We start from the raw sequence: 23,123 nt of genomic DNA, 5'->3' as shown, positions 1-23,123 counted from the left end.
CATGGCAATGCATTTGTCGTCCCGGCGCTGGCAGGACCAGCTCATGGTCGTGATCGGCGTCTGGCTGTTCATTTCGCCCTGGGCGCTCGGCTATCCGTCCGAATCGCCGCCGGCCGTCAACGCCTACGTTGCCGGCGTGCTGATCGCGCTGCTGGCGGCCTTCGACCTGGTCAAGACCCACGTCTGGGCCGTGCTGCTGAATATCATTGCGGGGGTGTGGGTGGCGGTCTCGCCCTGGCTGGTCGGCGTGGTGCGCGACCCGGCCATGACCTGGAGCCTGGTTATCGCGGGGATCGCCACGATCGTGCTGGCGGTGTGGGAGCTGCGCAGCGATCCGGAGCTGCACCAGCAGTGGACGCGCTCCGGCGCCACGTGATGACGTGGCTTTTGTAGGGTGGGCGGCTTGTGCATTGGTCCACTGGACCAATGCACCCCACGCGGTCAACGTATAAACGAATTCAGATCGCGTAGCGGACGACCTTGTCGCTCCACTCGAAGGCGGAGACTTCGAGCTCGGCCAGGTCGTCCCCGTCGATCGACAATTCGTGCAGCGCCGGCAGTACCTCGTCCTGCGCATCGTCCATGCGCTCGATCGATTCGGCCAAGCGCAGCAGTTCGCCGAAGAAGCCGCGCCGCACCAGCAGCGCGTGGCGCACTTCGTCGATCACCGGGATCTGTTCGACGATGTCCTGCATCGGGATGCAGAACAGCGTGTCCATCAGCGACATCATGCCCACCGTGAACGCGATGTCGGCCACGTTGCGCTGGCCCGGGCGCAGGCGCTGCGCGAGCAGTTCCATCAGACGAGCGCGGGTGGTGGCCAGCATCAGGAGCGGGCACAGGTTGTGGCCGCGCACGCCCGGTTCGGCGTACAGCAGGATCTGCAGCCAGCGCTGCAGCTGGCGGCGGCCCAGCAGCATCAGGGCCTGGCTGACCGACTCGATGCGCCGCCCTGCTCCCGCCGCCGGCGTGTTCACCAGGCGCAGCAGGTTCAGGCCGAGGCTGACGTCCTTCTTCACCGCGCGCTCGATCTCGGCATTGTCGGCATCCGAGGTCACCAGGTTCATCAGGTCCAGCACCGCCGCCTGTGAGGGCGACAGCTTGCGGCCGGCGATCACCGTCGGCTTGGCGAAATAATAGCCCTGGAAGTAATCGAAGCCGATGTCCAGGCAGGTGCGGTATTCGCTGTGGGTCTCGACCTTCTCGGCCACCAGGCGCTTGCCGGTGCCGCGCAGGCGCGGCGCCAGCGACAGCAGGGTCACCACCGGCAGCTCGCGCAGGTCCATCTTGACGTAGTCGATCACCGGCAGCAGCCTGGCCAGGCTGGCGCCATGGGCCGAGGCTTCGGCGGCGAAGCGGAAACCGTGCGTGGACAGCTCGGTCATGCGGCGGATGACGGCGTCGTTCGCTTCCACGGAGCGTACGATCTCGAGCACGGTGCGTTCGCGCGGCAGGAAGGCGAACATGTCGCTCATGAGGACGTCGGTATCGACGTTCAGGAAAGCGGTGGCGTCGCCGATCGCGCGCGGCAGGCCGAGCTGCGAAGCGTGGTGAATCACGCTGGCGCTGGCCGACAGGCCGGAGCTGATCTCCGCCGGGCCCTGGGCGCTGCCGCGGAACAGCAGCTCGTAGCCGAACAGCGCCTGGTTACGGTCGAGCACCGGCTGGCGCCCGAGGTAGAAATTGCGCAGCTTCAGCGGTTGGGAAGCCTGGTCAGGGCTGGCGGTATCGGTCATGTTGTGGGCTTGGTCGCGCGAACAGTCGTACTTTACCGTATCTGCTCAATTTGGTGGCATTCTGGCACTAATTAAAAGCAGAAACATTAATTCCTTGGCATTATTGTGGCACGCCATCCACGAACAGCTTCAGTTCGCCGGGCGCGAAGTGGGTCCAGGTTTCGTTCTTGGTGAGCGGTTCGGTGACGATGACGGCGACCCGGTCGTTCGGCGTCGTCACCTGCGAGAAGTCGACCGACAGGTCTTCGTCCGACAGGTGCGCTTGCGCGAACGGGTGCTGGCGCACGATGTAGCACAGCTTGGTCGAACAGTGGGTGAACAGCGCGGTGCCGTCCGACAGCATCATGTTGAAGGTGCCGTGCGCCGCCACTTGCGGCACCAGGCGTTCCAGCGCGGCGCGCAGCTCGGCGAGCGAAGGCGCGCTGCCTTCGGTCCCATCGCCGAATTCGTCGCGCAGGCTTTGCATCAGCCAGCAGAAGGCCAGCTCGCTGTCGGTGTTCCCGACCGGGCGGAACGGTCCGTGCAGCGTCGGCGTGAAGTCCTTCAGGTCGCCGTTGTGGGCGAACACCCAGTAGCGGCCCCACATCTCGCGCACGAAGGGATGGCAGTTCTCGAGCGCGACCTGTCCCTGCGTGGCCTTGCGGATATGGGCGATGACGTTGGTGGACTTGATCGGGTAGCGCTTGATCAGTTCCGCGATGGGAGAATCGATGGCGGCCTGGTGGTCGACGAAGTGGCGTACGCCCTTGCCTTCGAAGAAAGCGATGCCCCAGCCGTCATGGTGGGTATCGGTGCGGCCGCCGCGGTGGGCGAAGCCGGTGAAGGAGAAGACGATGTCCGTGGGGACGTTGCAGTTCATTCCGAGGAGCTGGCACATGCGCGCAGCTTACCACGCCAGAGGTGCCGATGGCGGTGCCACTACTCCTCGAACGGTAGTGGCGGCCTTCCCGATGATTAGTGCAGCACGACGGGCTGGCTCATCAGGGTATCGTAGGAACCCAGGAAGTCGTCGATTTCTTCCATGGTCGGCTCGCTCGCGATGAGGTTGTTCACATCGCGACGGAAAGACTGAGCCAGTTTGCCGCCGATGAACGCTTCGCGCCGGCCTGCTTTGTCGACGATCTCGTATCCGCCGAAGCGCAGGGCTTCGAGGTCGCGATCAACGCCAAATTCGACGACGCTGTACTGTTCGCTGTTATAGATCATGTTCATGATGACTCCTTCTCTCGATCAGATTCGTGTCAGTCAAACGCTTGGCGGCAGGCGCCTGGCTGATCACTTCGGTTAAGAGGTGGGGCTTGCTGGACCGATTTCAAGTGCGCTCGAATGAGGCAAAGATGTCAGGCGCACACGGTCGGATTCAGGGCCAACAGCTGATCGTATGGCGCTTCTTGCAGCCACGATCGCAACTGATCAAGGTGTTCGCTGCTGGCCACACCGATGAACAAGCGTTCCGGGCCTTGGCGCAACAGACGATTTAATGTTACACGCAAAACCAGGTTGCCGGTGCAGCACACACACCCGGCTGCGAGTCGGACAAGTCTGACAGAAGAGTCTGTTGGGATAGATGAAGAACCCGAAGCCAGGCCTTCGAGGATCACCGCGTTGAAGCGGTCGGGCGCTGCTGGCTGCGCCTCGAGCAGCCCTGCGATGGCTGCCTCGCGCGCAACCGGGGACGCGCCGGTGACCAGGGTGGTCGCGACGCGTCCGAGTAGTTCAGGCAATCAGACGCCTTTCTTGGCGAGCTTGCCCGGCTCGACGCCGAGCTGCTTGAGCTTGCGGTACAGGTGGGTGCGTTCGAGGCCGGTCTTTTCGGCGACGCGCGTCATGCTGCCGCCTTCGCGGCCCAGGTGGTGTTCGAAATACATGCGCTCGAAGGCATCGCGCGCCTCGCGCAGCGGCAGGTCAAAGGACAGCGTGTAGCCGGTGCCCTCGCCTTGCGAAATCGCATGCACCATGCGCGAGCCATTGCCCATTTGCTGGACCGGCGGCGCGTACATCGGAACGGCCGCGGCCTGCATGGATCCGGTCTCCGCCACCGGAACGCTCGCTGCGACCGGACGCGGCGGCGCCATCGGCGCACGCGCCACTTCCTGGGCCCGGGTCAGGCCCTGCTGCACGGCCTTGAGCAGCTTCTGCAGGGCGATCGGCTTCTCGAGGAAATTCAGGGCGCCGATGCGGGTCGCTTCGACGGCGGTATCGATCGTGGCATGCCCGGACATCATGATGACCGGCATGGTGAGCAGGCCGTCGCGCTGCCATTCCTTGAGCAGGGTGACGCCGTCGGTGTCCGGCATCCAGATATCGAGCAGCACCAGGTCGGGAGCGCCGGCGGCGCGCGCCTCGCGCGCCTGCTGCGCATTCTCCGCCAGGGTGATGGCATGGCCTTCGTCGCCCAGGATTTCCGAGAGTAACTCACGGATGCCCATTTCATCGTCAACTACGAGTATGTTCGCCATCTGTTTCGCCTTCCTGATCTCTTACCCGTCCAGTGCGCACCTGCTGCTTGCATTTACGCCAATGAGATTTTATAGGCCTATTATATTTCGGCCAAGTTCGCCTCGGGAGCTAACTTTAACAGCAAAATGAATACTGACGCGCCACATCCGTCCGCCCGGTTCCCGATGTCGATCCGCCCCCCGTGTTCGTCGATGATCTTCTTGACCATCGGCAGGCCCAGGCCGGTGCCGCGGGCCTTTGAAGTCACGTAGGGCTCGAAGGCGCGCGCCAGGATGCGCGGCGAGAAACCGGGGCCATTGTCGGTGATCGCAAGGCGCACCGCGGTGCCGGCGGCGCCGTCCGCGCCTTCGTAGTGGATCGCCTCGGTGGTGACGTCCACCCGCGGGCTTGGCGCCTGCGGGCCGCGGTCGGCCAGCGCATCCTGGGCATTCTGCACCAGGTTGTGGATCACCTGGCGCAGCTGGGTGGGGTCGCCCATCACTTTCGGCAGGTCGGGCGCCAGCACGGCGTGGATGACGTCCGAGGCGTCCCCGGTCAGGTACAGCTGCAGGATCTCGTCGATCAGGGCGTTCAGGTCGAGCGGCTCGAGCACCGCCGGCGGCGTGCGCGCGTAGTCGCGGAAGTCGTCGACCATGCGCTTCATGGCGTCGACCTGGTTGACGATGGTGCTGGTGCTCTTCTTCAGCAGCTCCGCTTCGTGGGGCGGCAGGCTGCCTTCCAGTTTCATCTGCAGGCGTTCGGCCGACAGCTGGATCGGGGTCAGCGGGTTCTTGATCTCGTGCGCCAGGCGGCGCGCCACCTCGCCCCAGGCCACCGAGCGCTGGGCCGAGATCACGTCCGAAATATCGTCGAACACCACGATGAAGCCGCTGCCGGTGCCGACCGGCAGGCGCGAGCCGCGCGCCAGCAGCGTGATGTCGTGGTCTTGCTCGTCGCCGCTGCCGCGGCGCGGGATCTCGATCTGCTGCTGCCAGTGGGCGCGCCGGCGCCGGTCGCCGCCGGCCGCGCTCTGGGCGCTCTGGGCCGAGATCGCGCGCGTCACGCAGTTGTAGAAGGTCTCCAGGCCGGGGATGCTGGCCAGCGGACCGGCCAGCGCACCCGGTTCGACCTGCAGGATGCGGTAGGCGGCATCGTTCGAGTTCACCACCCGGCCCTCGGCATCCAGCACCAGCACGCCGGCCGACATGTTGGCCAGCACCGACTCCAGGTGGGCCTTGGCGTTCTGCAGGGCCATGCGGTTGCGCTCGACCGCACTCCTGGCCTCGAACAGCTGGCCGGTCATGGCGTTGAAGGAGCGCGTCAGGGTGCCCAGTTCGTCGTTGGTCTCGACCGTCGGGCGCGGCGACAGGTCGCCCTCGGCCACGGCCTGGGTGCCCTCGGCCAGCACCAGCAGCGGCTGCGCCAGGTTACCGGCCATGAGGAAGGCGCTGCCGATCGCGCCGAAAATCGCCAGCAGCAGGGTCAGGGTCAGGGTCCCGCCGTACATCTTGCGCAGTCCGCGCCGGGCCTGGTCGCGCGCGCGGTATTCCTCGGAGGCGCTGCGCAGCACCACCGCATTGGACGCCAGGTTGACCGGTACCGCCTGCAGCAGCTGCAGGTAGCGTGCTTCCATGCCTGCAGCCTCGGGCACTGCCAATACCACGCGCAGGCGCAGTCCGGTCGCCGCGTCCAGCCCGTTCTGGCTTTCGTCCTCGCCGCTGACTTCGCGCTCGACCGTGCCTTCCGGGCGCGCATAGCCGCCCGGAAGCGCGGCCGATTTGAGCATGTTGGGGGTCGGGCGGTCCAGCTCGAGGTTGGCGTTGCGGTCCTGGGCGCTCGACGCCAGCACCGTGCCGTCGGCCGCAAGCAGCATGGCGCTTTGCAGACCGCTGACGTCGTTGACCAGGCCGGTCAGGACGCCCTGCACCATCACCGCGTCCTGGCCGGCCAGGGTGGCGGCCGCGGTCTGGCCGGTGGCGCCCAGTTCGGCCACGGCCTCGTCGAGTGCGGCGCGGCCGAGGTTCAGGCCGGATTCGAGCGCGGCCTCGATCTTGACGTCGAACCAGCTGTCGATCGAGTGCGAAACGAACTGCACCGACACCATGAAGATCACCAGCCCCGGCAGGATGCCGATGCCGGCGAACAGCAGCACCAGCCTGGCCACCAGGCGCGAACCGAACTTGCCTGCCTTGTAGCGTGAATACAGACGCGCCAGCGCGACGATCACGAGGACCAGGAGCAGTACCGCCATGCCGGCGTTTACGCCCAGCAGCCAGGTGTAATAGCGGCCGAAGAAGCCCGAGTTCTCGGAGGCCGAGGCAAGCAGGAACAGCAGGATCGAGACGATGGCGCCGCCCACCACCAGGGCATAGCGCAAGGCCTGGTTGACCGATTTGCCGACCGATTTAGCGCGCATGCGCCTTACTCCGCACGGTAGGTGAAGGTCTTCCGGTTCGAGGCCAGGCGCCAGCTCGAGTCGTTGATGGCATTGACCTGCAGGGGCTTGGACAGGAAGTCGCGGTCCATGAACATGCGCAGCGAGACCTCATAGGTTTCGCCGCGCTTGAGCGCGTCCCTGGGTGCGATCAGCCAGCGCGCCGGGCGCCGGATCAGCGACAGGGCGTCGTCGAGGGTATTGAAGGGCTGGGGCACGCTGCCGCCGATGGCGACGATGTACTGGCGCGTGAGCACGTCGTAGGAGATGCCGATGGTGCGCTTGGACAGCACCGCCTTCTCGTCGCGCCACCACCAGCGTGGGCGCGTCATTTCGATCTCGGTGGTGAAGTGCAGCTTGACGCCGTTCTGCACCGCGTCCTGGAGCTCGTGGTTCAGGTCGAAAGCAAAGGCGGTATTGAGGCGATAGCCCTCTTCGCTGGACTGGATTTCTGCTTTGGTGATGTCGATGACGTCGGCCGCCCGTGCCTGCGCGCACGCGAAGACCAGCAGCAGCTGGCAAGCGAGTATGCAGAAAAATCGTAACGTCACGGGTGAGCCGGAGCCTTATCTGTAGCCGAAGCCTTTTATTGTGTCGGGAAGACCATTACGCCGCTTTTTTCTGGAACAGGGCGTAAAACAAGCCGTCATGATCCTGCCCGGCACCGCTGGCTGGCAGCAGCTGGCCCGGCGCGTCGAGGCGGATGGCATCATGGCGCGCCGCGAAAGCGGCAGCCTGTGCCTCCGATTCCTGGGGCCAGAGCGAACATGTCACAAACAACAATTTACCATTGGGCAGCAACATCTGCCAAAGATTGTCGAGTATTTTGGTAGAAAGTGTTGCAAGTTGGAGCGTGTCCGACTTGCGGCGCAACCAGCGGATGTCCGGGTGGCGGCGCACGATGCCGGAGGCCGTGCACGGCACGTCGGCCAGGATGCGATCGAAGGGCCGGCCATCCCACCAGCCGGTCTCCTGGGCCTCGGCCGCGACCAGCTTCGCCTCCAGGCCGAGGCGGCCCAGGTTGTCGCCCACCCGCGCCAGGCGCTGGGGGTCGGCGTCCACCGAGGTCAGGTCGACGTCGGCCGTCTCGAGGATGTGGCCGCTCTTGCCGCCCGGCGCGGCGCAGGCATCTAACACGCGCATGCCGTCCGCCAGGTCGAGCAGCGGCGCCGCCAGCTGGGCGCCGGCGTCCTGCACCGAGACCACGCCCTCGTGGAAGCCCGGGATCTGGCTGACGTTGACGGCTTGGGCCAGGCGCACCGCGCCCGGGCCCACCTGTTCGGCCGCGAAGCCGGCCTCCTGCAGGGTCTTGAGGTAGGTTTCGACGTCCGTACGCCGGCGGTTCACGCGCAGGGTCAGCGGCGGATGCACATTGCCGGCCGCGAGGATCGATTCCCACGCCTCCGGATAGGCGGCGCGGGTGCTGTCGATCCACCATTGTGGATAGTTCCAGCGCGCCAGCGGCTGCCGGACGGCCTCGGCCACCAGCGCTTCGCGCTCGCGCAGGAAGCGGCGCAGCACGGCATTGACCATGGCCTTGGCGTGGGCGAAATCGGGATGGCTGGCGGCCGCATTGACGGCCTGGTCGACCACGGTGAAGGCTTCGTACGGCGCAGCCGACCCCTCGGGCGGATCGAGCAGCGCCAGCGCCGCGCACAACAGGCCGCCCAGCATCGGCGGCTCCGGCGCCTTGCTCGTCATCAGGCCGAGCAGGGTCTCGCTGCGGCCCAGCTGGCGCATGCTGCGGTAGGCGATGTCCTGGATCGCGCCGCGCGCCTGGGGCGTGGCCTCGTAGGCGCTGAACACGGCGCTCAGGGCCTGCGGCAGCGCGCTGCCGGCGCGCACCCGCGCCACCGCATTGGCCGCGCCCAGCAGGCTCAGGGCCAGCGAGTCGGACTTCAGGTCGGGACGGTAGTCGCGCTGCGGCGCCACCTTCACTTCATGGCTCTGGCGCAGCGGCGCGTGCTCACGGCGCGGTGCAGCCGCGGCGCGCTCGGGCGAAGGACGGTAGACCGGCTTCTGGCTGCCAGCCTCGCTTGCACCCTGCCCCGGTTTGGCCGCCGGGCGCGCCGTCTTCTCCGCCGTCGTGCGGGCGGGCCTGGCTTTGGGTTTCAGGGTGAGCGTCGGGCGCTTGTCGGTCATGGCAGGGTCGATACGGTGAAAATGGCGCCCATTGTAACGGCTAAGGCTTTGGCGCCGCTTAAGCTTGCCGATGCGAAGAGTTTGCGCAGTGCGCCAAACCAGTATAATGGTTACTGATTGCCTGCCCACAGGCCCGCCATTTTTTATCAGATCGACATCCCCATGCTCGCCCAACAAAAACAACAGATCGTTGCCCTGTTCCAGGCTGCCCTCGCGCCGATCGTCGCCGGCACCGACCTCGCCCCCACGCTTCAACAGCTGAACATTGTCCTGGAGCGCCCGCGCGACCCGAGCCACGGCGACATCGCCTGCAACATTGCGATGCAGCTGGCCAAGCCGCTCAAGACCAACCCGCGCGAACTGGCCACCCGCCTGGTCGCGGCCCTGCTGGCCGAACCCGGCGCTGCCGGCCTGGTCGAGTCGGCTGACGTGGCCGGCCCCGGCTTCATCAACCTGCGCGTGGCCGCAGGCGCCAAGCAGTCGGTCGTGCGCACCGTGCTCGAGCAGGGGTCGGCATTCGGCCGCGGCACTTCCGGCCAGGGCCACCACGCGATCATCGAATTCGTCTCGGCCAACCCGACCGGTCCGCTGCACGTCGGCCACGGCCGCCAGGCCGCACTGGGCGACGCGCTTTCGTCCCTGTTCGAAGCCCAGGGTCACGACGTCACCCGCGAGTTCTACTACAACGACGCGGGCGTGCAGATCGCCACCCTGGCCACCTCGGTGCAGGCGCGCGCACGCGGCTTCAAGCCGGGCGACGCCGAGTGGCCCGAGTCGGCCTACAACGGCGACTACATCGCCGAGATCGCCGCCGACTTCCTGGCCAGGAAGACCGTCTCCGCCAGCGATGGCCAGCCTGCCACCGGTTCGGGCATTGTGGAGGACATCGAATCGATCCGCCGCTTCGCCGTGACCTACCTGCGCAACGAGCAGGACCAGGACTTGCAGGCCTTTGGCGTCAAGTTCGACAACTACTACCTCGAGTCCTCGCTGTACGCGGACGGCAAGGTCGAGCAGGCCGTGCAGGCCCTGGTGGACGCCGGCGTCACCTACGAGCAGGAAGGCGCGCTGTGGCTCAAGACCACCGACTACGGCGACGACAAGGACCGCGTGATGCGCAAGTCCGACGGCGGCTACACCTATTTCGTGCCGGACGTCGCTTACCACATGCAGAAGTTCCGCCGCGGCTTCGACCAGGCCATCAACGTGCAGGGCAGCGACCACCACGGCACCATCGCGCGCGTGCGCGCCGGCCTGCAGGCGGTGAACATCGGCATCCCGAAGGGCTATCCGGACTACGTGCTGCACAAGATGGTCACCGTCATGAAGAACGGCGAAGAGGTCAAGATCTCCAAGCGCGCCGGCTCCTATGTCACGGTGCGCGACCTGATCGAATGGTCGGGCAACGGCGACATCACGCGCGGCCGCGACGCGGTGCGTTTCTTCCTCATCTCGCGCAAGGCCGACACCGAGTTCGTGTTCGACGTCGACGTCGCCCTCAAGACCTCGGACGAGAACCCGGTGTACTACGTGCAGTACGCCCATGCCCGCATCTGCTCGGCGCTCGCCAACTGGGGCGGCGACGAGGCGCAACTGGTCAAGGCCGACCTGTCGCTGCTGGCCGAGCCGCACGAAGCCGGCCTGCTGGCCAAGCTGTCCGCCTATCCGGAAATGCTGGAGCGCGCCAAGCTGGAACTGAGCCCGCACCATGTCGCCTTCTACCTGCGCGAGCTGGCCGGCGAGCTGCACAGCTACTACTTCGCGCACAAGTGGCTGCTGGACGACAACGAGCCCCTGAAGCTGGCGCGCCTGGCCCTGGCCCTGGCCACCCGCCAGGTGCTGCGCAACGGCCTGGCCCTGATCGGCGTGTCCGCGCCGACCAAGATGGAACGCGCCCCCACGGAACCACAAGAGTAATCGCAACATGACCGCCATTCGTACTTTCTCCCCGCTGCGCCAGCGCGGCAGCACCCTGACCGGCATCATCATCGGCCTGATCATCGGCCTGGGAATCGCAGTGGCGGTCGCGCTCGTGATCACCAAGGGCCAGTCGCCCTTCACCGACCGCTCGACCAAGATGGGTCGCCCGGCCGACCTCGAGCCGAGCCAGGCGAACGATCCGAACAAGCCGCTGTACGGCAACCGCGACGCCGCGCGCGAAGCGAACCGCGAGATCGCGGAGCGCGTCACCAAGCCCGCACCTGCCCCCACCGCGGCAGCGCCGGCCGCCGAGGCCGATCCGCTGGGCCAGGCCATCGCCGGCATGCAGACCCCGCCGGCCGCCGCCCCCGCCACTCCTGCCGCCACCGCACCGGCCGCGGCACCTGCGGCTGCTCCTGCAACCGCCGCAGCACCCGCAGGCAGCGACGGCTACATCTACTACCTGCAGGCCGGCGCCTTCCGCGAGATGTCCGACGCCGAGAACACCCGCGCCAAGCTGGCCCTGCTCGGCTTCGAAGCCGCGATCAGCGACCGCAGCACCGACAGCGGCGTGCTGCACCGCGTCCGCGTGGGCCCGTACAACGCACCGGAAGCCATGAACAAGGCGCGCGCCAAGCTGCTCGACAGCGGGATCGACGTCGCCATTGTCCGCAACCAGCGTTGATTCATTCCATCTCCCGAGGAACCGCATGAACCCGCTTCGCCGCCTGCTGCTTTCCGCCGTCCTGCTCGCCGCATCCAGCCTGGCCCTGGCTTCGCCCACCGCCCCGAAGGAAGGCGCCGAATACCAGGCCTTGCCGGAAGCCCAGCCGACCGACAGCGGGCGCAAGGTCGAAGTCATCGAGTTCTTCGCGTATTACTGCCCCCACTGCTACGCCTTCGAACCGCTGCTGGCGGACTGGGTGAAGAAACAGGGCGACAACATCGTGTTCCGCCGCGTGCACGTGCCGCGCGGGCAGCAGGTGGCGCCGCAGCAGCGCCTGTTCTTCACGCTCGAGTCGCTCGGCCTGCTCGAGCAGTACCACGGCAAGGTCTTCAATGCGATGCACGTCGACCGCCTGCCGCTGGCGCAGGACGAGCAGGTGTTCGACTGGGCCAGCCGCGCCGGCATCGACCGCGCCCGCTTCATCGACACCTACCGCTCCTTCGGCGTGCAGGCCAAGGTGCGCCGCGCCCAGGCGATGATGGAAGCCTACCGCGTCACCCACTGGCCGATGATCGCGATCGACGGCCGCTTCCTGACCTCGCCCGGCATGGTGGACGAAGCGGGCACGCCCGGCCAGGCCGCGCTGCCCGGCACCCTGCAGGTGATGGACCAGCTGGTGGCGCGCGCGAAAGCAGACAAGAAATGACCCACACGCCGGGCCGCGCGGACCGGGTGTTCATCACCGGCGCCTCGAGCGGCATCGGCGCGGCGCTGGCGCGCGAATACGCGGTGCGCGGCGCTTCCCTCGGCCTGCTGGCGCGGCGCCGCCCCCTGCTCGAAGAACTGGCCGCCAGCCTCCCCCACCCCGAACGTCACCGCATTTATGCGGCCGACGTGACCGACAGCGAGGCAGTGGCGGATGCCGCGGCCGACTTCATCGCGGCAAACGGCGGCGCCGACATCGTCATCGCCTGCGCCGGCATCTCGCACGGCACGCTCACCGAGCGCGCCGCCGACCTGGCGGTCTTCGATGCGGTGTTCGCGACCAATGTCAACGCCACGGTCGCCACCTTCGCCCCGTTCGTCGCGGCCATGAAGCAGCAGCAGGGCCCGCGCCGCCTGGTCGGGATCGGCAGCGTGGCCGGGATTCGCGGCATGCGTGGCGCCGGCGCCTACTGCGCCTCGAAAGCCGCGGTGCACAGCTACTGCGAATCGCTGCGCCTGGAGCTGCGCGCATCCGGCATCAAGGTGGTGACCATCGCCCCCGGCTACATCGATACCCCCATGACCCGCAACAACCGGTTTCCCATGCCTTTCCTGATGCCTGCCGAGCGCTTCGCGGCGCGGGCGGTCGAGGTGATCGCGCGCGGCAGCAGCTACCGTGTGCTGCCCTGGCAGATGGGCGTCGTCGCCAGGCTGCTGCGCCTGCTGCCGAACGCCCTGTTCGACTTTGCATTCTCGCGTGCTCCTACCAAGCAAAGGATCGACCAACAGCGGGGGGAAGCATGAAGGCCGAGCGCATCGCCTCGCTGTCCCGTGCCGGCATCGCGGTCGAAGTCGTGCCGGAAACCGGCTCGACCAACGCCGACCTGCTGGCGCGCGCGCCACAGCTCACCGAACCGGTGCTGCTGGTCGCCGAGCACCAGACCGCAGGCCGCGGCCGCGCCGGCCGCAGCTGGCTGTCGTCCAGTGAAAATTCGCTGACCTTCTCGCTGGCCTGGAAATTCGACGGTGGCCCCCAGATGCTGGCCGGGCTGCCGCTCGCGGTCGGCGTGGCGCTGGGCGATGCCCTTGGCACGCTCGGGGTGCAGGTGCAGCTGAAGTGGCCGAACGACGTACTGAAGGACGGCGCCAAGCTGGCCGGGATCCTGATCGAGACCCAGGCCGCGCCGGGCGGCGGCACCTGGGCCGTGATCGGCATCGGCCTGAACCTGATCATGCCGGACGAGGTCGAAGCGCAGCTCGGCCGCAGCGCCGCCGGCGCGCCCTGGCTGGCGCGCATGGAGCGCGACGTGCTGGTGGCCGCCCTGCTCGACGCGCTGGCCGATGCGCTGCGCCTGTTCGCGCGCCAGGGCTTTGGCGCCTTCAGCGCGCGCTGGAACCTGCGCCATGCCTGGCAGGGCCAGCCAGTCGTCATCCTCGACAATGGCCAGGTACTGCAGGAAGGCCTGGCCGCCGGGGTCGACGACAGCGGCCGCCTGCTGCTCGATACGGCGGAGGGCCGCAGCACGGTGCTGGCGGGCGACGTCTCGCTCAGGCTCAGTGAATGACAGAGGAGTAAGCATGCTGCTGTTGATCGACGCCGGCAATACCCGCATCAAATGGGCGCTGGCCGCTCCCGGCGCGGCGCTGGGCGCCTGGACCCTGGCGGACGCCGTCTCGCACGCCAGCCTGGATGGTGCGGCGACGGCCTGGCGTGCGGCCGGCGTGGCGCGCGCCATCGTCTCCAACGTGGCCGGCGCCGCCGTGCGCGAGCGCATCGCCGCGGCCCTGCCCGAGGGCGTCGCGGTCGAATGGTTCGCCTCCGGCGAGGAACGGGCAGGCCTGCGCAACGGCTACCGCAATCCGGCCCAGCTGGGCTGCGACCGCTTCGCCGCCGCCATCGGCGCGCGCGCCCTGGCGCCCGGCCTGGACCTGATCGTGGCCACCTGCGGCACCGCGACCACGGTCGATGCCGTCAGCGCCGACGGCCGCTTCATCGGCGGCATGATCCTGCCGGGCCTGGCGCTGATGGCCGGTTCGCTGGCGCGCAACACGGCCCAGCTGCCGCAGGTGACGCCCGGGGCCGCGCCGCCTCCTGTCTTCGGCGACAACACCGACGACGCGATCGTCTCCGGCGTGCTGTCGGCCCAGGCCGGCGCAATCGAGCGCGCCTGTGCGGCCCATGGCGCCACGGCCTGCATCCTCTCTGGCGGCGCTGCGCCCTACATCGCCCCGGTCCTCAAGTTCTCCTGCCGGCTGGTCGATAACATCGTGCTGGTCGGCCTGCACGCGGCGGCCGTCCAATGAACGGAGAACGCACTTGTTGAAATTCGTATTCTGGGTACTCGTGGCGCTGAACGCCGCGCTGTTCGCCTATGCCCAGGGCTACCTCGGCAAGCCCGCGGGCGGCGAGCGCGAGCCGCAGCGCCTCAAGAGCCAGCTGGCCACCGAGCGCATGGTGATGCTCTCGCCAAGCGAGGCCCGCGCCGCCGCCGAAGCCATCCCGGCGCCGGCCGAGGCGCCCGTCACCGAACCGGCCCCGGCCCCGGTGGCTCCGCCGGTCGAGACCATCGCCTGCACCCAGGCTGGCGCCTTTGCCGCCGGCGACGCGCGCCGTTTCGAAACCCGCATCGCCCGCCTCGACCTGGGCGCGCGCGCCCTGCGCACCAGCGTCCCCTTCCAGGAAGTCACCAGCCACCTGGTCTACCTGCCTCCGAACGGCGGCAAGGAAGGCGCCGACCGCCGCGTGGCCGAGCTGAAGGAAAAAGGCGTGCAGAATTTCTTCGTGATGCAGGGCGAGTCGCCGCTCAAGTGGGCGGTGTCGCTGGGCGTGTTCAAGACCGAAACGGCGGCGCAGACCCTGGCCGCGGCCCTGGGCAAGCAGGGCATCCGTGGCGTGCGTGTGCTGCCGCGCGGACCGCAGGGCACGCGCGCGGCCTGGCAGTTCCGCGACCTCACTACCGGCGAACGCGCGCAGGTAGCCGGGATTGCCGACGACTTCGCCGGCGTCCAGCTGCGCCCCTGCGGCTAGTCATCATTTGTGCAACAAATTGGTTGCACAATCGCCGCAGCTCTCTATAATGCAACCATTACGTTGCACTTCATGGAGAGGCTATGGACCCGCTTGACCGTATCGAAAAGTCGATCGACCTGCGCGCGAACATCGAACGCGTGTGGCAGGCGATCACTGACCACAAGGAATTCAGCCAGTGGTTCGGGGTGGCGCTGGACCAGCCCTTCCAGCCCGGCCGCACCATCACCGGCTCGTTCAACATGACGTTTGACGAAGGCAAGATCATGGAGCGCCAGCGCGCGCTCGGCGTCGAGCCGTCCGGCATCCGCCCGATCCCGCCCAACACCGTGTTCTGCACGGTCGAGCGCATGGAGGCGCCGCATGCCTTCAGCTTCCGCTGGATCCCCTACGGCATCGACGCCGAATGCGATCCGGCCACCGAGTCCACCACCCTGGTCGAATTCACGCTGGCCGCCACGGCTGGCGGCACCCGGCTGACGATCGTCGAGTCGGGCTTTGCGCGCGTGCCGGAACACCGCCGTCTGCGTGCCTTCCGCATGAACGAAGGCGGCTGGGCGGCGCAGGCGAACAACATCCAGCGCCATGTCGAACGCTAGTCGCGGGGAACTGGCCCAGGTGTTCGCGGCGCTGGGCGACGGTGTGCGCCTCCAGTTGATCAGCCGACTGCTCGCTGCCGGGGCCCTGTCGGCCACGGCCCTGGCGGGCGGCGAAACGATCAGCCGCCAGGCCATCGTCAAACATCTGCAGGTGCTGGAGTCGGCGGGACTGGTGACGCACAGCCGCCAGGGCCGCGAAGTGCTGTACGCGCTCGATGCGCGCCGCCTGCAGGAGGCGCGCGCCTATCTCGATGCCGTATCAAGCCACTGGGATGCTTCCCTGGAGCGGCTGCGCAAGCTGGTCGATTCCTAGAACTAAATCCCGCTCAGCGCTTGACGACGATCGGCTTCAGGCCGAACGCCGCCGGCACCGAGCGTGCCGCCGCGAGCGCATCGTCGCGGCTGTCGAAGGGGCCGGCAAACAGGCGGTTCACGGAACCGGCCTTGACCACTTCGAGCGTACCGAGTTCGACGCCGGCCTGGCTCAGGCGCTCGCTCATGGCTTCCGCGGTGCCGCTGCGGCTGTAGGCGCCCAGCTGCACATAGAAGCCCGCTTGGGCCTTCTGCACCGGCGCCACCGGTGCCACCTGGGCCAGCGCCGCGCTGTCGGTGCGCACCCGGTCTTCCAGCATCAGGGCCGCGATTTCCGGCGGCGCCGACTGCGCTTCGGATACGAGCATGCGGCGCTCTGAGGGCATGTGGAGGGGATCGTTGGGGAACAGGCGCTCGATCTCGACCTGGTGGCTGCCCTTGCCCAGCAGGCCGAGCTTCAGGGCCGCCGTGTAGGAAACGTCGACGATGCGGCTGGCGTGGAAGGGGCCGCGGTCGTTGATGCGCACCACCACCGACTTGCCGCTGTCGACGCTGGTGATGCGCGCATACGAGGGAATCGGCAGCGTCGGGTGGGCCGCCGTCATCTTGTACATGTCGTACAGCTCGCCCGACGAGGTCTTCTGGCCGTGGAACTTGACGCCATACCAGCTGGCCACGCCACGCTGGACGAAGGCGTTTTCGTGCAGGATCGGGGTATAGGACTGGCCGAACACGGAATACGGGCGGTTCGCCCATTTCGCGTAGGGCTCGGCCTTGACGACCGCGTCGGGCACGTCCATCAGGCCGGGCGGGATGTTGGCGCCGGGACCGTCGTCCTTGTAGTAGCCGCCGCGGCCGGAATTGGCGGGCGGCAGGTTTGGCGTGTCGTGCTTGACCGTGGGATGCTTCCACGGCAGCGGGATCAGGCTTTTATGTTCGCCGGTCTCGGTGGTGCTGCAACCGGTGGCGAGGCTTGCCAACACAATGACCGCGGTGATGGTCGTAGCAAGTTGTCTTCTTGGAACGGCCATGCGCGGTCCTTGTTCTGTTACGTCTGCACTAGTTTACGATGTCTTTGAATACTCATCAATATACCAGCGCCGAGACCCAGCGTAATAAACGCAGTTCCGCCATAGCTCATGAAAGGTAAGGGAACTCCAACGACAGGCAGGATTCCGCTCACCATGCCCATGTTGACGAAAGCATAAGTGAAGAAAATCATCGTGATCGCACCGGCCAGCAGCCGGGTGAAGGTGTTCGGCGCATTGGCCGCGATCATGAGCCCGCGTGCAATCAGCATCAGGTAGACGAACAGCAGGAAGCAGTTGCCGATCAGCCCGAACTCTTCCGAATACACCGAGAACAGGAAGTCGGTGGTCTGCTCGGGCACGAATTCCAGGGCGCCCTGGGTGCCCTTGGCATAGCCCTTGCCCATCAGGCCGCCCGAGCCGATGGCGATCTCGGACTGGATGATGTGGAAGCCTTTGCCCAGCGGGTCGGTGGTCGGGTCGATCAGGGTCATCACCCGCTCGCGCTGGTAGTCGTGCATCATCGACCAGCCCACCGGCAGCGCGGCGGCGCCGGCCACGCCCAGGCCTGCCAGCGCCTTCCACGGCAGGCCGGCCAGGAAGATCACGTAGAAGCCAGAGGCGCCCACCATCAGCGCGGTGCCGAGGTCGGGCTGCTTGGCGATCAGGGTGAAGGGCACGGCGAGCAGTATCCCGGCGACCAGGAAGTTTTTCCAGTTGGCGGCAGTGGCGCGCTGCTGGAAGTACCAGGCCAGCATCAGCGGTGTCGCGATCTTCAGGATCTCGGAAGGCTGGATGTCGACGCCCACGTACAGCCAGCGCCGCGCGCCCTTCTTGATGATGCCGAACAGGGCCACCGCGATCAGCAGCGTGACCCCGACCGTATAGATCGGCACGGCGAGGCGCATCAGGGTCTGGGGCGGCACGTTGGCGGCGATCCACATCACGCCGAAGGCCAGCAGGAAGTTGCGGATCTGGTGTTCCACGCGGTCCGGGTATTCCGCGCCGGCCGAGGTCATCGTGATAATACTGGTCATCATCAGGATGAACAGCACGATGCCGAGCGGCCAGTCGAAGACCGTGAAATACGGACGCAGGCGGCGCCGCAGCGAGCGGCGTTCTGGAATGTGCGCCATGGCTTATTCCTTTCGAGTGGCTTGGGGGCCGGCTGCCGCGGCGGCGGCATGGACGACCGGCGCGGCGGGCGCGGCAGGCGTCGTGGCCTTGGGCGCAGCCGGCGCGGGAGCAGCGCCTGGCGCAGCAGGATCCTTCGGCACCGGCGGTTTCGGACGCTTGCCCAGCAAGTAGTAGTCGAGCGCCTTGCGCGCGATCGGCGCCGCGAACGAGGCGCCGAAGCCGACGTTCTCGACGATCAGCGCCAGCGCGATCTTCGGGTTGTCCGCAGGCGCAAACGCCACGTAAAGCGCGTTGTCGCGGTGGCGCTCGTCGATGGCGCTGGCGTTGTACTTCTGGCCCTTCAGGCCGATCACCTGCGCGGTGCCGGTCTTGCCTGCCGAGATGTAACCGGCATTGGCAAAGGCACGGTGGCCGGTGCCGTAGGACTCCTGGGTCACGCCCACCATGGTGTGCTTGATGAAATCGATGTTCTCCTGCTTGAGCGGGATGCGCCGGGTTTCCTTGGGCACGGTCAGCGAACGCTGTTTGGTGGCGCCGTCCTCGATGATCTTGACCAGGTGCGGCTTCATCACGACGCCGTTGTTGGCCAGGGTCGAGACCGCGTGCGCCAGCTGGATCATCGAATAGGTGTTGAACCCCTGCCCGATCGAGATCGAGATGGTGTCGCCGCCTACCCACTTGCCCGCGCGCGGGTTCTTGCGGAAGCGGTTCGCCTTCCATTCCTTGGAGGGACGCACACCGGCCTTTTCATGCTCGAGGTCGATGCCGCTCAGTTCGCCGAAGCCGAACTGCTTCATGAAGTTCGAGATGTTATCGATGCCCATCTCGTTGCCGAGCTGGTAGTAATAGGTGTCGCAGGACTCCACCACCGACTTGTACATGTCGACGTAGCCGTGCCCTCCCGGCTTGTCGTCGTTGAAGCGGTGCCCGCCCAGCATGTAGAAGCCGGGGTCGCGGATGCCGTCCGACGGCTTGCGGAAGCCCATCTCGAGCGCGGCCAGGGCCATGAAGGGCTTGAAGGTCGAGCCCGGCGGGTAGCCGCCGGACAGCGGGCGGTTCATCAGCGGCCGGTCGAGCGAGGTGTTGAGCTCGTTCCAGTTCTGGCTGTCGATGCCGTCCACGAACAGGTTGGGGTCGTAGCCCGGGCGCGACACGTAAGCCAGCACGTCGCCGGTGCTTGGTTCGATCGCGACCAGCGCGCCGCGGTTCTCCCCAAAAGCTTCCTCGACCACCTTCTGCAGCTCGATGTCGATCGACAGGATCAGGTTGCTGCCCGGGGTCGGCGCGGTGCGCGACAGGGTGCGGATCGCGCGCCCGAAAGCGGTGCGCTCGACCTGCTCGTAGCCGGTGGTGCCGTGCAGGTAGCTCTCGTACTTCTTCTCCACGCCTTCCTTGCCGATATGCTCGGTGCCGTTGTAGTTGGCGTCCAGGCCGTCCTCTTCGAGCTGGGCGGCTTCCTTCTGGTTGATGCGGCCGATGTAGCCGATCACGTGCGACGCGGTCTCGCCCAGCGGGTACTGGCGGAACAGGCGCGCCTGCACGTCCACGCCCGGGAAGCGGAAGCGCTGCGCGGTGAAGCGCGCCACTTCGTCGTCGGTCAGGCGGGTGCGCAGCGGCACGCTGGAGAAGGTGCGCGACTCTTCCATCAGGCGCTTGAAGCGGCGCCGGTCGCGCGGCTCGATGGTGACCAGCTTGGACAGCTCGTCGATCACCGACTCGAGGTTGGCCTGCAGCTTGGACGGTGTGATCTCGAGCGTGTAGGCGGAGTAGTTGCGCGCCAGGACCACGCCGTTGCGGTCCACGATCAGGCCGCGGTTGGGCACGATCGGCACCAGCGCGATGCGGTTGTCCTCGGCCTGGAGCATGAATTTGTCGTGCTGCATCACCTGCAGCCAGACGAAGCGCGCCACCAGCAGGCCGAAGCAGATGAAGACGAGGGCCACCATCGCGGTCAGGCGCAGGCGGAACTGGTGGATCTCGCGGTCGTTGTCCTTGAACTCGGTCACGGCTTGCTTCTGGTCTCAGGTATCAGATCGGGCGGGTATGGTCGCGGTCGACGGCGCGGCGCTGCGGCGCCAGCAGCAGCCAGGTAATCAGGGGCCACAGCGCTACCGCCACCACGCTTTCGGCGAAGTGCAGCAGGCCCGGGAAGCGTCCCGATGCGGTGAAGTGCACGAAGGCCTGCACCGCCTGCGCCAGCAGCAGCAGCGGGAACACATGCATGGCCTGGGTCAGCATGCTGAACCACAGCACGCGGCGGTGGATCATGATGGCCAGGTAGGACAGCAGCGTATAGGCCAGCGCGTTCTCGCCCAGCAGGCTGGCGTCGTGCACGTCCATCAGGAGGCCCATGACGAAGGCGACGCCGATGCCGACCTTGCGCGGCTGGTGGATGCCCCAGAACACCAGCACCAGCGCGACGAAGTCGGGCGCGCCGACCCAGCGTCCCAGCGGCAGCAGGTTGAGCATGAAGGCGCAGACCAGGCTGAAGGTGATGAACAGCGGGCTGACGGGCAGCAGGATGTAATGCGGGCGGTTACCGGGCATTGGTCAAGCCTCCCTGTTGGATGGCGACGGGCGTGGCTGCGGGTGCGGCGACGTTGTTCTGGACGTTTGGCGCGGCCGGGCGCTGCTGGACCGGGGCCGCTGCCGGCGCCGGGACCGTTGCCGGCGCGGCGGCCGGACGTGCGGGCTGCGTCGTCGCGGCCGGGGCCTGTGCGGCCCCCTGCGGCGCCTGCGCGGCACCCTGGACAGGCACGCCGCCGACGCCGTTGGCCGGCGCCGCCGTCCCGCCCTGCACCGCCGGCTGGCCCTGCGGCGGCAGCGGCGCGGGCGCCAGCGGCAGCGGCGGCACCGGCGCCATGTCGGGCAGCTTGCGGCGCGCGGTCGTGGCCGGAGCCCGGGCTTCCAGTGCCGGCTTGGGCGGCAGGTTCGACTGCGACATGATGATCAGGAGCTGGCGGTTGCGGTCGATGCCGGCCAGCGGCTGGCACACCACGCGCCCGAAGGCGCCGGCGGCGACGTTCTCGACCTGCACCACCTTGGCCACCGCCAGGCCGGCCGGATACATGCCGTCCAGGCCCGAGGTGACCAGCACGTCGCCGACCTGGATGTCGGCGTTGGCCACCACGAAGCGCAGGTCGAGCAGGCCGGAGTGGCCGCGTCCGTAGGCGATGCTGCGCAGGCCGCTGCGCAGCACCTGCACCGGAATCGCCTGGTCCTTGTCGGTGAGCAGCGTGACTTCGGAGGTGAACGGGAACACGCGCGTGACCTGGCCCACCACGCCGGCATGGTCGATCACCGGCAGGCCGAGCACCACGTCGTCGCGCGAGCCCTTGTCGACCACCACGCGGCGGGTCGAGGGGTCGCGTGCGTCATACAGGATCTCGGCCATCTGGGCCTTGACCGGCAGGTGCTGGCGCGCTTCCATCAGGCGCCGCAGCTGCGCGTTCTCGGCCATCTGGAGCTGGGCCTGCTGCAGCAGGCGCGCCTGCGTCAGCTGCTGGGTCTTGAGGTCGCGTACTTCCTTCTGCAGCGTGGACAGCGAGGAGAAGTAGCCGCCCATGTTGCCGAGCATCTCGCGCGGCATCAGGGCTGCCATCTGCAGCGGATACAGGACGGTGGCGGCCACCTGGCGCACCGCACCGAGGGTGTGGTAGCGGGCGTCGACGACCAGCAGCACCACCGAGATCAGCGCGAATACGATCGCCTTGACCCGTGCCGGGGCTCCCTGTTTGAAAAGCGGCGGAGGACTGTATTGCATGCCCTGTTGGCGTCCTGTCTAGTGGTGCGCGCTACGAATGTCAACGCGGGCAGATGCGCGCGGTTCGACCGCACGCCCTGCCCGCTGTCCCATCGGCCGCGCCGCGTGGAGTGTTGTTATTCGTAGGAGAAGATCGAGCCCAGCTTGTCCATGCGTTCGAGCGCCATGCCCGAACCGCGCACCACGCAGGTCAGCGGGTCTTCGGCCACCAGCACCGGCAGGCCGGTCTCTTCCATCAGCAGACGGTCGAGGTCACGCAGCAGCGCGCCGCCGCCGGTCAGCATCATGCCCTTCTCGGCGATGTCGGCGCCCAGTTCCGGCGGGGCCTGCTCGAGGGCGTTCTTGACGGCCGAGACGATGTTGTTGAGCGGGTCGGTCAGGGCTTCCAGGATCTCGTTGCTCGAGATGGTGAACGAGCGCGGGATGCCTTCGGACAGGTTGCGGCCCTTGACTTCCATTTCCTTGACTTCCGAACCCGGGAAGGCCGAGCCGATGGCTTTCTTGATCGCTTCGGCGGTCTGCTCGCCGATCAGCATGCCGTAGTTGCGGCGGATGTAGTTGACGATGGCTTCGTCGAACTTGTCGCCGCCCACGCGCACCGAACCCTTGTAGACCATGCCGCCCAGCGAGATGATGCCCACTTCGGTGGTGCCGCCGCCGATGTCGACCACCATCGAGCCGGTGGCGTCCGAGACCGGCAGGCCGGCGCCGATCGCGGCGGCCATCGGTTCTTCGATCAGGTAGACCTGCGAGGCGCCGGCGCCGAGCGCCGATTCGCGGATCGCACGGCGCTCGACCTGGGTCGAACCGCAGGGCACGCAGATGATGATGCGCGGCGACGGGCGGAAGAACTTGGAATCGTGGACCATGCGGATGAACTGCTTCAGCATCTGCTCGGTGACGGTGAAGTCGGCGATCACGCCGTCCTTCATCGGGCGGATCGCCTCTATGTTGCCCGGCACCTTGCCCAGCATCTGCTTGGCTTCCTTGCCGACGGCCTGGATCGTCTTCTTGCCGTTCGGGCCGCCCTCCTGGCGGATCGCGACGACCGACGGTTCGTCCAGCACGATGCCCAGGCCGCGCACGTAGATCAGGGTGTTGGCGGTACCGAGGTCGATCGCCAGGTCATTCGAGAAGTAGCTGCGTAAGAAACCAAACATGTGTGTCCTGATGGCGCATCCAGGGCGCGTGAAAAATTGATCGGGTTGTCCTC

Annotated in this window: 24 protein-coding genes; 10 read left to right on the top strand and 14 right to left on the bottom strand. The window is 67.2% G+C overall.

Annotated features, from left to right (window positions below):
• Window position 1 precedes the first annotated feature (1 nt).
• A complete protein-coding gene (locus LK539_RS05150; RefSeq protein WP_227799840.1) occupies window positions 2-376 on the top strand; it encodes an SPW repeat protein in 375 nt (124 codons plus the stop codon).
• Between the two features lie 82 nt (window positions 377-458).
• Here LK539_RS05150 and LK539_RS05145 read toward each other — a convergent pair whose 3' ends face one another.
• The 8 genes from LK539_RS05145 to rsmB form a co-directional block, all read right to left on the bottom strand.
• Entirely contained in the window at window positions 459-1,736 is a 1,278-nt protein-coding gene (locus tag LK539_RS05145; RefSeq protein WP_227799839.1) for an EAL and HDOD domain-containing protein, read from the bottom strand.
• Window positions 1,737-1,836: 100 nt separating this feature from the next.
• Window positions 1,837-2,613, bottom strand: coding sequence for a class II glutamine amidotransferase (locus tag LK539_RS05140; RefSeq protein WP_227799838.1), 777 nt, complete (start codon window positions 2,611-2,613; stop codon window positions 1,837-1,839).
• 77 nt (window positions 2,614-2,690) lie between these two features.
• Window positions 2,691-2,948, bottom strand: a complete 258-nt coding sequence (locus LK539_RS05135; protein ID WP_027865841.1) for a DUF3567 domain-containing protein — start codon at window positions 2,946-2,948, stop codon at window positions 2,691-2,693.
• A gap of 128 nt (window positions 2,949-3,076) precedes the next feature.
• The gene (locus LK539_RS05130; RefSeq protein ID WP_227799837.1) at window positions 3,077-3,460 is read right to left on the bottom strand and encodes a GTP-binding protein; all 384 of its coding nucleotides are present in this window, start codon (window positions 3,458-3,460) and stop codon (window positions 3,077-3,079) included.
• A complete protein-coding gene (locus tag LK539_RS05125; protein WP_227799836.1) occupies window positions 3,461-4,195 on the bottom strand; it encodes a response regulator in 735 nt (244 codons plus the stop codon).
• A gap of 80 nt (window positions 4,196-4,275) precedes the next feature.
• Window positions 4,276-6,591 carry an ATP-binding protein gene (locus LK539_RS05120; protein WP_227799835.1) on the bottom strand — a complete coding sequence of 772 codons (2,316 nt, stop codon included), beginning with the start codon at window positions 6,589-6,591 and terminating at the stop codon, window positions 4,276-4,278.
• Window positions 6,592-6,596: 5 nt separating this feature from the next.
• Window positions 6,597-7,160 (bottom strand): DUF4390 domain-containing protein, encoded by a 564-nt coding sequence (locus tag LK539_RS05115; RefSeq protein ID WP_227799834.1) that lies wholly within the window; start codon window positions 7,158-7,160, stop codon window positions 6,597-6,599.
• Window positions 7,161-7,215: 55 nt separating this feature from the next.
• The gene (gene rsmB / locus LK539_RS05110) at window positions 7,216-8,751 is read right to left on the bottom strand and encodes a 16S rRNA (cytosine(967)-C(5))-methyltransferase RsmB (RefSeq protein ID WP_227799833.1); all 1,536 of its coding nucleotides are present in this window, start codon (window positions 8,749-8,751) and stop codon (window positions 7,216-7,218) included.
• A gap of 162 nt (window positions 8,752-8,913) precedes the next feature.
• Here rsmB and argS point away from each other — a divergent pair, with 162 nt between their 5' ends.
• The 9 genes from argS to LK539_RS05065 all read left to right on the top strand — a co-directional run bounded on the left by argS (window position 8,914) and on the right by LK539_RS05065 (window position 15,983).
• On the top strand, window positions 8,914-10,668 hold the full coding sequence (argS, locus tag LK539_RS05105) for an arginine--tRNA ligase (RefSeq protein WP_227799832.1): 1,755 nt from the start codon (window positions 8,914-8,916) through the stop codon (window positions 10,666-10,668).
• A 7-nt stretch (window positions 10,669-10,675) separates the two neighbouring features.
• Entirely contained in the window at window positions 10,676-11,356 is a 681-nt protein-coding gene (locus LK539_RS05100; protein ID WP_227799831.1) for an SPOR domain-containing protein, read from the top strand.
• 25 nt (window positions 11,357-11,381) lie between these two features.
• Complete coding sequence (locus tag LK539_RS05095; RefSeq protein ID WP_227799830.1) at window positions 11,382-12,044, top strand: thiol:disulfide interchange protein DsbA/DsbL; 663 nt, start codon at window positions 11,382-11,384, stop codon at window positions 12,042-12,044.
• A complete protein-coding gene (locus LK539_RS05090; RefSeq protein WP_227799829.1) occupies window positions 12,041-12,847 on the top strand; it encodes an SDR family oxidoreductase in 807 nt (268 codons plus the stop codon). Before LK539_RS05095 ends, LK539_RS05090 begins: the two co-directional genes overlap by 4 nt.
• Entirely contained in the window at window positions 12,844-13,608 is a 765-nt protein-coding gene (locus LK539_RS05085) for a biotin--[acetyl-CoA-carboxylase] ligase (RefSeq protein ID WP_227799828.1), read from the top strand. The genes LK539_RS05090 and LK539_RS05085 overlap by 4 nt, the downstream gene beginning before the upstream one ends.
• Window positions 13,609-13,621: 13 nt before the next feature.
• On the top strand, window positions 13,622-14,347 hold the full coding sequence (locus tag LK539_RS05080) for a type III pantothenate kinase (RefSeq protein WP_227799827.1): 726 nt from the start codon (window positions 13,622-13,624) through the stop codon (window positions 14,345-14,347).
• A gap of 13 nt (window positions 14,348-14,360) precedes the next feature.
• Entirely contained in the window at window positions 14,361-15,071 is a 711-nt protein-coding gene (locus LK539_RS05075) for an SPOR domain-containing protein (protein ID WP_227799826.1), read from the top strand.
• An 83-nt stretch (window positions 15,072-15,154) separates the two neighbouring features.
• On the top strand, window positions 15,155-15,670 hold the full coding sequence (locus LK539_RS05070) for an SRPBCC family protein (RefSeq protein WP_227799825.1): 516 nt from the start codon (window positions 15,155-15,157) through the stop codon (window positions 15,668-15,670).
• Window positions 15,657-15,983 (top strand): helix-turn-helix transcriptional regulator, encoded by a 327-nt coding sequence (locus LK539_RS05065; protein ID WP_227799824.1) that lies wholly within the window; start codon window positions 15,657-15,659, stop codon window positions 15,981-15,983. Before LK539_RS05070 ends, LK539_RS05065 begins: the two co-directional genes overlap by 14 nt.
• A 13-nt stretch (window positions 15,984-15,996) precedes the next feature.
• Here the strand turns inward: LK539_RS05065 and LK539_RS05060 are convergent, their stop codons facing one another.
• The 6 genes from LK539_RS05060 to LK539_RS05035 form a co-directional block, all read right to left on the bottom strand.
• Complete coding sequence (locus LK539_RS05060; RefSeq protein WP_373889514.1) at window positions 15,997-16,965, bottom strand: septal ring lytic transglycosylase RlpA family protein; 969 nt, start codon at window positions 16,963-16,965, stop codon at window positions 15,997-15,999.
• A gap of 65 nt (window positions 16,966-17,030) precedes the next feature.
• A complete protein-coding gene (rodA, locus tag LK539_RS05055) occupies window positions 17,031-18,146 on the bottom strand; it encodes a rod shape-determining protein RodA (RefSeq protein WP_227799822.1) in 1,116 nt (371 codons plus the stop codon).
• 3 nt (window positions 18,147-18,149) lie between these two features.
• Entirely contained in the window at window positions 18,150-20,153 is a 2,004-nt protein-coding gene (gene mrdA, locus LK539_RS05050) for a penicillin-binding protein 2 (RefSeq protein WP_227799821.1), read from the bottom strand.
• Between the two features lie 22 nt (window positions 20,154-20,175).
• Entirely contained in the window at window positions 20,176-20,694 is a 519-nt protein-coding gene (mreD, locus tag LK539_RS05045; RefSeq protein WP_227799820.1) for a rod shape-determining protein MreD, read from the bottom strand.
• Window positions 20,684-21,910: a rod shape-determining protein MreC gene (gene mreC, locus LK539_RS05040; protein WP_227799819.1), complete on the bottom strand. Its 1,227-nt coding sequence runs from the start codon at window positions 21,908-21,910 to the stop codon at window positions 20,684-20,686. Before mreC ends, mreD begins: the two co-directional genes overlap by 11 nt.
• Before the next feature lie 116 nt (window positions 21,911-22,026).
• The gene (locus LK539_RS05035; RefSeq protein WP_036247668.1) at window positions 22,027-23,070 is read right to left on the bottom strand and encodes a rod shape-determining protein; all 1,044 of its coding nucleotides are present in this window, start codon (window positions 23,068-23,070) and stop codon (window positions 22,027-22,029) included.
• Between the last annotated feature and the right edge of the window lie 53 nt (window positions 23,071-23,123).

The sequence above is a fragment of the Massilia sp. IC2-476 genome, from assembly GCF_020707295.1.
GTDB lineage: Bacteria > Pseudomonadota > Gammaproteobacteria > Burkholderiales > Burkholderiaceae_D > Telluria.
Note: the sequence above shows the minus strand (reverse complement) of the source record. Positions and strands in the feature narration are given on the sequence as shown.